General features: G+C 42.4%; 4 protein-coding genes and 1 rRNA gene. All 5 read left to right on the plus strand.

Annotated features, from left to right (window positions below; all coding sequences use genetic code 11):
- Nucleotides 1-60 precede the first annotated feature (60 nt).
- Nucleotides 61-2,226: an ATP-dependent zinc metalloprotease FtsH gene (gene ftsH / locus LI954_RS01055; RefSeq protein WP_202068809.1), complete on the plus strand. Its 2,166-nt coding sequence runs from the start codon at nucleotides 61-63 to the stop codon at nucleotides 2,224-2,226.
- A 278-nt stretch (nucleotides 2,227-2,504) separates the two neighbouring features.
- The gene (gene hslO / locus LI954_RS01060) at nucleotides 2,505-3,401 is read left to right on the plus strand and encodes an Hsp33 family molecular chaperone HslO (RefSeq protein WP_202068807.1); all 897 of its coding nucleotides are present in this window, start codon (nucleotides 2,505-2,507) and stop codon (nucleotides 3,399-3,401) included.
- A gap of 13 nt (nucleotides 3,402-3,414) precedes the next feature.
- Entirely contained in the window at nucleotides 3,415-4,410 is a 996-nt protein-coding gene (gene dusB / locus LI954_RS01065; protein ID WP_229442390.1) for a tRNA dihydrouridine synthase DusB, read from the plus strand.
- A 479-nt stretch (nucleotides 4,411-4,889) separates the two neighbouring features.
- Nucleotides 4,890-6,386, plus strand: coding sequence for a lysine--tRNA ligase (lysS, locus tag LI954_RS01070; RefSeq protein ID WP_229442389.1), 1,497 nt, complete (start codon nucleotides 4,890-4,892; stop codon nucleotides 6,384-6,386).
- Nucleotides 6,387-7,039: 653 nt separating this feature from the next.
- Nucleotides 7,040-8,600 (plus strand): 16S ribosomal RNA (locus LI954_RS01075).
- Nucleotides 8,601-8,663 lie beyond the last annotated feature (63 nt).

Below are 8,663 nucleotides of genomic sequence, written 5' to 3' on the forward strand. Positions count from 1 at the left end.
GTCAGAATTGATAAAATAAAAATGTGAATAATTTCTAAAAGACAGGCTAGGTGGACAGATATGAATAAAAAAGGGAACGGCATGAAAAACGGGCTCTACTATGTATTAGTCATTTTAGCGATGATCATGGTTGGGAGCTTTATTTTTGGAAATAACAGCTCGCAATCTCCTGATATCGAGTTTTCTACTTTTAATGAACAATTACAAGATGGAAATATTAAGGAAATGACTATTCAACCAACAAACGGAGTATTTAAAATTGTTGGTGAATACAGGAAAGAACAAAAAGTAGAAAATCAAACAGGTTTGTCATTCTGGGGAACTACTGAGACGACAACCAAAAACTTTTCTACAATTGTACTTCCAAGTGATACAACATTAACAGAAATTCAGAATGCAGCTCAGGAAAATGATGTTACGCTGAGTGTTAAAGAACAATCAACCAGTGGAACTTGGATCTCACTTATTTTCAGCTTCCTTCCTCTGATTTTGCTGTTCTTCATGTTTTACATGATGATGGGACAGCAAGGCGGTGGTGGCGGTGGCGGCGGCCGAGTAATGAATTTCGGAAAATCCAAAGCCAAAGAAGCAGATAAATCTGCGAACCGTGTACGTTTTACAGATGTTGCCGGTGCAGAGGAAGAGAAACAGGAACTTGTTGAAGTGGTTGAATTCTTGAAGGATCCGCGACGATTTGTCGAACTGGGTGCGCGTATCCCAGCCGGTGTATTGCTGGAAGGACCTCCGGGAACTGGTAAAACCTTACTTGCAAAAGCAGTTGCAGGTGAAGCTGGTGTACCATTCTACTCAATCTCAGGTTCTGAATTTGTGGAAATGTTTGTCGGTGTCGGAGCAAGCCGTGTTCGTGATTTATTTGAAACGGCGAAGAAAAATGCACCTGCCATCATTTTCATTGATGAAATTGACGCGGTAGGTCGTCAACGTGGTGCCGGTATGGGCGGCGGACATGACGAGCGAGAACAGACCTTGAATCAGCTGCTGGTTGAAATGGATGGTTTTGATGGTAATGAGGGTGTTATCGTTATTGCTGCAACAAACCGTTCAGATGTACTCGATCAGGCGTTGCTTCGTCCTGGACGTTTTGACCGTCAGATTTTAGTGGGGCGTCCGGATGTTAAAGGTCGTGAAGCAATTTTGCGAGTCCATGCACGAAACAAACCATTATCAGATGATGTAGACTTGAAAGTAGTAGCGCAACAAACTCCTGGCTTTGCCGGAGCCGATTTGGAAAATGTTCTGAATGAAGCTGCTTTAGTTGCCGCAAGAAGAAATAAAAAGAAAATTGATGCTTCTGATATTGATGAAGCAGAAGATCGTGTAATTGCCGGACCAGCTAAGAAGGATCGGGTAATCAACAAAAGAGAACGTGAAATGGTTGCCTACCATGAAGCTGGACATACTATTGTCGGATTGGTATTAAGCCGTGCTCGTGTTGTACACAAGGTAACGATTATTCCTAGAGGCCGCGCCGGCGGGTATATGATTGCTCTGCCAAAAGAAGATCAGTTCCTTATGACAAAAGAAGATATGTTTGAACAACTGGTAGGATTACTGGGTGGACGAACTGCAGAAGAAATTGTCTTTGGGGTTCAGTCTACAGGTGCTTCCAATGACTTTGAGCAGGCAACTGCGTTGGCCCGCAGCATGGTGACTGAATATGGAATGAGTGATAAATTAGGACCTGTTCAATATGAAGGAAATCATCAAGTATTTGTTGGACGTGACTATGGACAAACGAAAGCTTACTCAGAGCAGGTAGCCTTCGAAATAGATCAGGAAGTACGTAAGCTCTTGATGGATGCACATGCGAAAGCACGTGAAATTATTGAAACTCACCGGGACACACACAAGCTGATTGCAGAAAAACTTCTGGAATTTGAAACACTGAATGCGAAAGCAATCAAATCATTGTTTGAAACTGGTGAAATGCCTGCCGGAAAAACTTCTGACTTCCCTAGTGAAAAGGCACAAACATTTGAAGAAGCAAAACGTGCTTTGGAAGAAAAGGATGCAGAAAAACAGGCAGAAGAAAAACAAAGCTTTGATAAAACCAAAGAGGAGCTTCAATCTGAGCAAGAAGAAGTGAAAACTGATTCTGAAGAGACAGAAAAAAAAGTTCAACTCGATAAAAAAGACGATGATGATCCTAATGGAGATTCAACTTCTGACTACAATCGGGAAAAGTTTGAAGACCGTTACAAATAATTAAATGAAACAACCGACAGCTGCAGAGAAACTACTCTGCAGCTGTTTTACGTTTTAGCCCAGTTGACAGTGCTTTTAGGAGCTAACAGATCTGAGCTTAAAATGGTGTGCAAAAAAGAATGTTTTCAAAATTTTATTATAAATACTTGAACAGCAAGAAAAGTTCATTTATATCTAAGGGTAAAGAGAAAGTCAAAATTATTTAGTTGAAAAAAAGCGGGTTTCCTAGTATTATCTGATAATGAGTCAAAAAGCACCGAAAGAAGAGGGAATGAAAAATGGAAGATTATTTAGTGAAAGCACTTTGCTATAAAGGATCGATTCGCGCGTATGGAATATGCGCTACTAATACAATTGCAGAAGCTCAAAAAAGACATGACGCATGGAGTACTTCAACTGCAGCTCTTGGCAGAACAATGGTTGGTGCGTTGCTGCTAGGTGCAACATTAAAAGGTGAAGACAAACTAACAGTGAAGGTTCAGGGGAATGGTCCGGCCGGTGCAATTATTGTTGACAGTAATGGAAGCGGTGATGTCAAAGGTTATATAAAGAATCCGCATGTCAGTCTTCCGTTAAACGAAAATGGAAAAATAGACGTTCGGGGAGCAGTTGGTACAGAAGGCATCTTCACTGTTATCAAAGATTTGGGATTAAAAGAGACATTTTCCGGGCAGACACCTATTGTTTCAGGAGAAATTGGTGAAGATTTTACCTACTTCATGGCTGTTTCTGAACAGATTCCTTCAGCAATAGGATTAAGTGTGCTGGTAGAGGCAGATGAAACAGTTAAAGCGGCTGGCGGGTTCATGATTCAGGTGATGCCGGGGGCTGATGAAAAAACGATAGATTTTATTGAACAGCGATTGAAAGAAGTTCCGATGGTCTCACGTTTATTAGATGAAGGAGAAGCGCCGGAACAAATTTTAGAACGTCTGCTTGGTGAAGGAGAAGTAGATATACTGGAAAAAATGCCTGTTCAGTTTAAGTGTGACTGTTCAAAAGAAAAATTCGGCACGGCAATTATTGCTGTAGGATTGGATGAAATAAATGCAATGATCGAAGAAGATCATGGGGCAGAGGCTGTTTGTCAGTTTTGCGGAAACAACTATCAGTACAGTGAAGAAGACTTGATGAAACTTAGAGATGAAGCAATTAAAAATACCCAAAGAAATTAGGAGGAATTGATTGATGTGGAAAATAGGTAATGTAGAGATTCCCAATCGCGTGGTAGTTGCTCCAATGGCTGGTATTTCAAATGCTGCATTTCGGGTAACAGTGAAAGAATTTGGTGCAGGGCTGGTTGTCTGCGAAATGATCAGTGATAAAGGCATCCATTTTAGAAATAAAAAGACATTGGATATGCTGTATATTGACGAGCGGGAACATCCGTTAAGCCTGCAAATATTTGGTGGGGATAAGGATACTCTAGTTGAAGCAGCTCAATTTGTACAAGAGAATACAGAAGCAGATATTATCGATATTAATATGGGCTGCCCGGTAAACAAAGTGATTAAAGCAGAAGCCGGAGCAAAGTGGCTGCTGGATCCAAATAAAGTTTACGAGATGGTTCATGCTGTAGCATCATCTGTTGATTTACCAGTTACTGTAAAAATGAGGATCGGGTGGGATGACGAGCACGTTTTTGCTGTAGATAATGCTTTGGCAGCAGAAAAGGGCGGAGCATCAGCGATTGCCATGCATGGTCGAACACGTATACAGATGTATGAAGGACAGGCAGATTGGGATATTTTGAAAGAAGTAAAAAGCCAACTTACCATCCCTTTTATGGGAAATGGAGATGTACGCACCCCGGAAGATGCAAAACGTATGTTGGATTATGTGGGTGCAGATGGCGTTATGATCGGAAGAGCTGCGTTAGGCAATCCATGGATGATTCATCGGACACAGCATTATTTGGAGACCGGAGAACTTATCCCTGAACCAACTGCTTTTGAAAAAGTTGAAACAGCAAAAATACATCTTCAAAGGCTTGTAGACCTAAAAGGTGAATCTGTCGCAGCCAGAGAATTTCGTCAACATGCCTCTTATTATCTAAAAGGAATTCCAAGAGCGGCAAAAGTAAAAGCAGCAATTAATCAGGCTGATACTCAAAAAGAAATCGTGGAGCTAATGGATCAGTTTGTAGAGAAGTCAACCAGCAACAAAATAGAAGAAGCCATCTAGGCTTTATATGAAAGCTCTAGCGGCGACTCTTTCCAAAAATATTAACTGAGCGGACTCCCATTAATGGAATGAATTTTTTCGCATTCACTTAATCAGCATTGCGCATATCATGATTCATCCCCTATAAGCAAAAAAGGAAAAGCTTCAGCTATCTATTTCCAAAACACCTGTACTATTTCGTCAAAAACGGGAAGCTTCTATACAATTATTTGTTGAAAGTTGATAACAACTCCCTATTTTCCTAGTTACTAAAAGTTCCTACACCGACAGAAAATCCCTGTATCTACGAGTCTCACAATGTTCGATTCCCGATACAAACATGTCTATTGGGAAATGCATGGGCAACTCGATTCCTCAATAGCTTTTAGCTAGGTCCTAAAATAAATAATTTCAAGCCGAATAGCAATATTCGGCTTGCTTTTTTTAGAATTACTATGGCATTATTAGTGTATGTTTATTTTAAGAATGGAGGAAGAAAAGTGTCTGAAGAACAACAATCACAAGTCGCAGATTTGAATGACCAAATGTTGGTGCGGCGTGAAAAGATGGAAAAACTGCGTGAAGAAGGAATTGATCCATTCGGTAAACGTTTTGACCGTACACATAATTCTGCAGAATTGCACGAATCTTTTGATGAGCAGACAAAAGAAGAGTTGAATGAAAAAGAGCTGTCAGCGAGCGTTGCCGGCCGTATGATGACAAAACGAGGAAAAGGAAAAGCTGGGTTTGCTCACCTGCAGGATCGTGAGGGGCAAATTCAAATATATGTACGCAAAGATCAAGTCGGCGATGAAGCATACGAGCTTTTTAAACACGCAGATTTGGGTGACTTTTTTGGAGTCACCGGTCAAATTATGAAAACAGACACAGGAGAAGTGACAGTCAAAGCAAAAACAATTGAGCTTTTAACTAAAGCATTACGTCCTCTTCCTGATAAATATCATGGACTGACAAATATTGAGCAGAGGTATCGCCAGCGTTATCTTGATTTAATCAGTAATAAAGAAAGCTTTGACCGATTCATGAAACGCAGTCAGATTATCAGTGAAATTCGCAGATATTTGGATGGACAAGGATATGTTGAAGTTGAAACACCAGTGCTTCATAATGAAGCCGGCGGAGCAACTGCTCGACCATTTATTACACACCATAATGCTTTGGATATGGATTTATATTTACGAATCGCACTGGAGCTGCATTTAAAACGATTAATTGTAGGCGGCATGGAAAAAGTTTATGAAATTGGTCGTGTCTTCCGTAATGAAGGAATAGATACGACACATAATCCGGAATTTACAATGCTGGAAGCTTATACTGCTTATACAGATTTTAATGACGTAATGGATTTGACGGAAGGAATTATCCGTAATGCGGCTGAAAAAGTGTTGAAAACCACAACTATCAGTTATGATGGAAAACAAATTGACCTAGGCAGTGAGTTCAAACGTCTGCATATGGTGGATGCAATTAAAGAGCAGACAGGTGTTGATTTTTGGAAAGAAATGACTATAGAGGAAGCTCGTGCATTGGCTGAAGAACATAATGTGGAAATAAATGAAAATATGGCAGTAGGCCATATCTTAAACGAATTCTTTGAGACCTATGCAGAGGAAACACTGCAGCAGCCGACATTTATTTATGGTCATCCGGTAGAAGTATCTCCTCTGGCGAAAAAGAATCCTGAAGATGGTCGCTTTACAGACCGCTTTGAACTCTTTATTGTAGGTAAAGAGTTTGCAAACGCATTTACAGAGCTAAATGACCCAATTGATCAAAGAGAACGATTTGAAGGTCAGGAAAAAGAGCGGGAGCAGGGGAATGATGAAGCACACGGTGTGGATGAAGACTTTATTGAAGCTCTGGAGTATGGACTCCCGCCAACAGGAGGTTTGGGAATTGGTATTGACCGGCTTGTTATGCTGCTGACTGATGCACAGTCAATTAGAGACGTACTGCTATTCCCGACGATGAGATAAAATAGAATCAACCAACTGCTGAAAGCTTCTTTGAGCATTTGGTTGATTTTCTATTTATCAGAAGAGAAGAAAGAAAAATTAGATAGTTAAAGTACGTGCGCATTAAGACCGAAATCGGAACGAAAGAATAACTACTTCAAGTTGAAAGTGGATCAAATGCGAACATTAGGTGAACAAAATAGGATAATGATCGGCAATGAAAAAAAGTTGTAAAAAATGACATATTTTGATTGACCTGAGCGAAGAAACTTGATATATTATTACTTGTCGCAAGACAGGACAACCTCTTTTGAAGCACTGGATAGAATAACAGTGGGAAGGAAGAAAAAAGTTGTCCGACCAATAAAAAAGTTGTTGACAAATAACAAAAATGTTGGTAAACTGAAACAGTTGTTATGAAACAAGAACAACAAATTGCAGGCAGAAAAAACTTTTCAAAATTTTATTAAAAGAGTTGACAAGCGCTTCTCGATTTGATAAGATATAAAAGTTGCTGCAAGGCGACAAAGTAGACCTTTGAAAACTGAACAAAGTAAGACAAACTAAATGTGTAGGGCGTTTTGATCAATTCAAAACAACAAACATTTTTAACAAGCAAGCGAAAGCTAGCGCAACAACAATGAGCTTAACAATCGTAAGATTGTTCTAACTTTTATTATGAGAGTTTGATCCTGGCTCAGGACGAACGCTGGCGGCGTGCCTAATACATGCAAGTCGAACGCTTCTTTTCTGCCGAGTGCTTGCACTCAATTGAAAAGAAGAGTGGCGGACGGGTGAGTAACACGTGGGTAACCTGCCCATCAGAAGGGGATAACACTTGGAAACAGGTGCTAATACCGTATAACAATAGGAACCGCATGGTTCTTATTTGAAAGACGCTTTCGGGTGTCGCTGATGGATGGACCCGCGGTGCATTAGCTAGTTGGTGAGGTAAGGGCTCACCAAGGCCACGATGCATAGCCGACCTGAGAGGGTGATCGGCCACACTGGGACTGAGACACGGCCCAGACTCCTACGGGAGGCAGCAGTAGGGAATCTTCGGCAATGGACGAAAGTCTGACCGAGCAACGCCGCGTGAGTGAAGAAGGTTTTCGGATCGTAAAACTCTGTTGTTAGAGAAGAACAAGTGGGAGAGTAACTGCTCTCACCTTGACGGTATCTAACCAGAAAGCCACGGCTAACTACGTGCCAGCAGCCGCGGTAATACGTAGGTGGCAAGCGTTGTCCGGATTTATTGGGCGTAAAGCGAGCGCAGGCGGTTTCTTAAGTCTGATGTGAAAGCCCCCGGCTCAACCGGGGAGGGTCATTGGAAACTGGGAGACTTGAGTGCAGAAGAGGAGAGTGGAATTCCATGTGTAGCGGTGAAATGCGTAGATATATGGAGGAACACCAGTGGCGAAGGCGGCTCTCTGGTCTGTAACTGACGCTGAGGCTCGAAAGCGTGGGGAGCAAACAGGATTAGATACCCTGGTAGTCCACGCCGTAAACGATGAGTGCTAAGTGTTGGAGGGTTTCCGCCCTTCAGTGCTGCAGCAAACGCATTAAGCACTCCGCCTGGGGAGTACGACCGCAAGGTTGAAACTCAAAGGAATTGACGGGGGCCCGCACAAGCGGTGGAGCATGTGGTTTAATTCGAAGCAACGCGAAGAACCTTACCAGGTCTTGACATCCTTTGACCACTCTAGAGATAGAGCTTCCCCTTCGGGGGCAAAGTGACAGGTGGTGCATGGTTGTCGTCAGCTCGTGTCGTGAGATGTTGGGTTAAGTCCCGCAACGAGCGCAACCCTTATTGTTAGTTGCCATCATTCAGTTGGGCACTCTAGCGAGACTGCCGGTGACAAACCGGAGGAAGGTGGGGATGACGTCAAATCATCATGCCCCTTATGACCTGGGCTACACACGTGCTACAATGGGAAGTACAACGAGACGCGAAGTCGCGAGGCTAAGCAAATCTCTTAAAGCTTCTCTCAGTTCGGATTGCAGGCTGCAACTCGCCTGCATGAAGCCGGAATCGCTAGTAATCGCGGATCAGCACGCCGCGGTGAATACGTTCCCGGGCCTTGTACACACCGCCCGTCACACCACGAGAGTTTGTAACACCCGAAGTCGGTGAGGTAACCTTTATGGAGCCAGCCGCCTAAGGTGGGATAGATGATTGGGGTGAAGTCGTAACAAGGTAGCCGTATCGGAAGGTGCGGCTGGATCACCTCCTTTCTAAGGAATATTACGGAGACTTACACAGGTTTGCATTACTTTGTTCAGTTTTGAGAGGTTTAC

The sequence above is a fragment of the Enterococcus sp. CWB-B31 genome (assembly GCF_020567645.1).
Lineage (GTDB): Bacteria > Bacillota > Bacilli > Lactobacillales > Enterococcaceae > Enterococcus_L.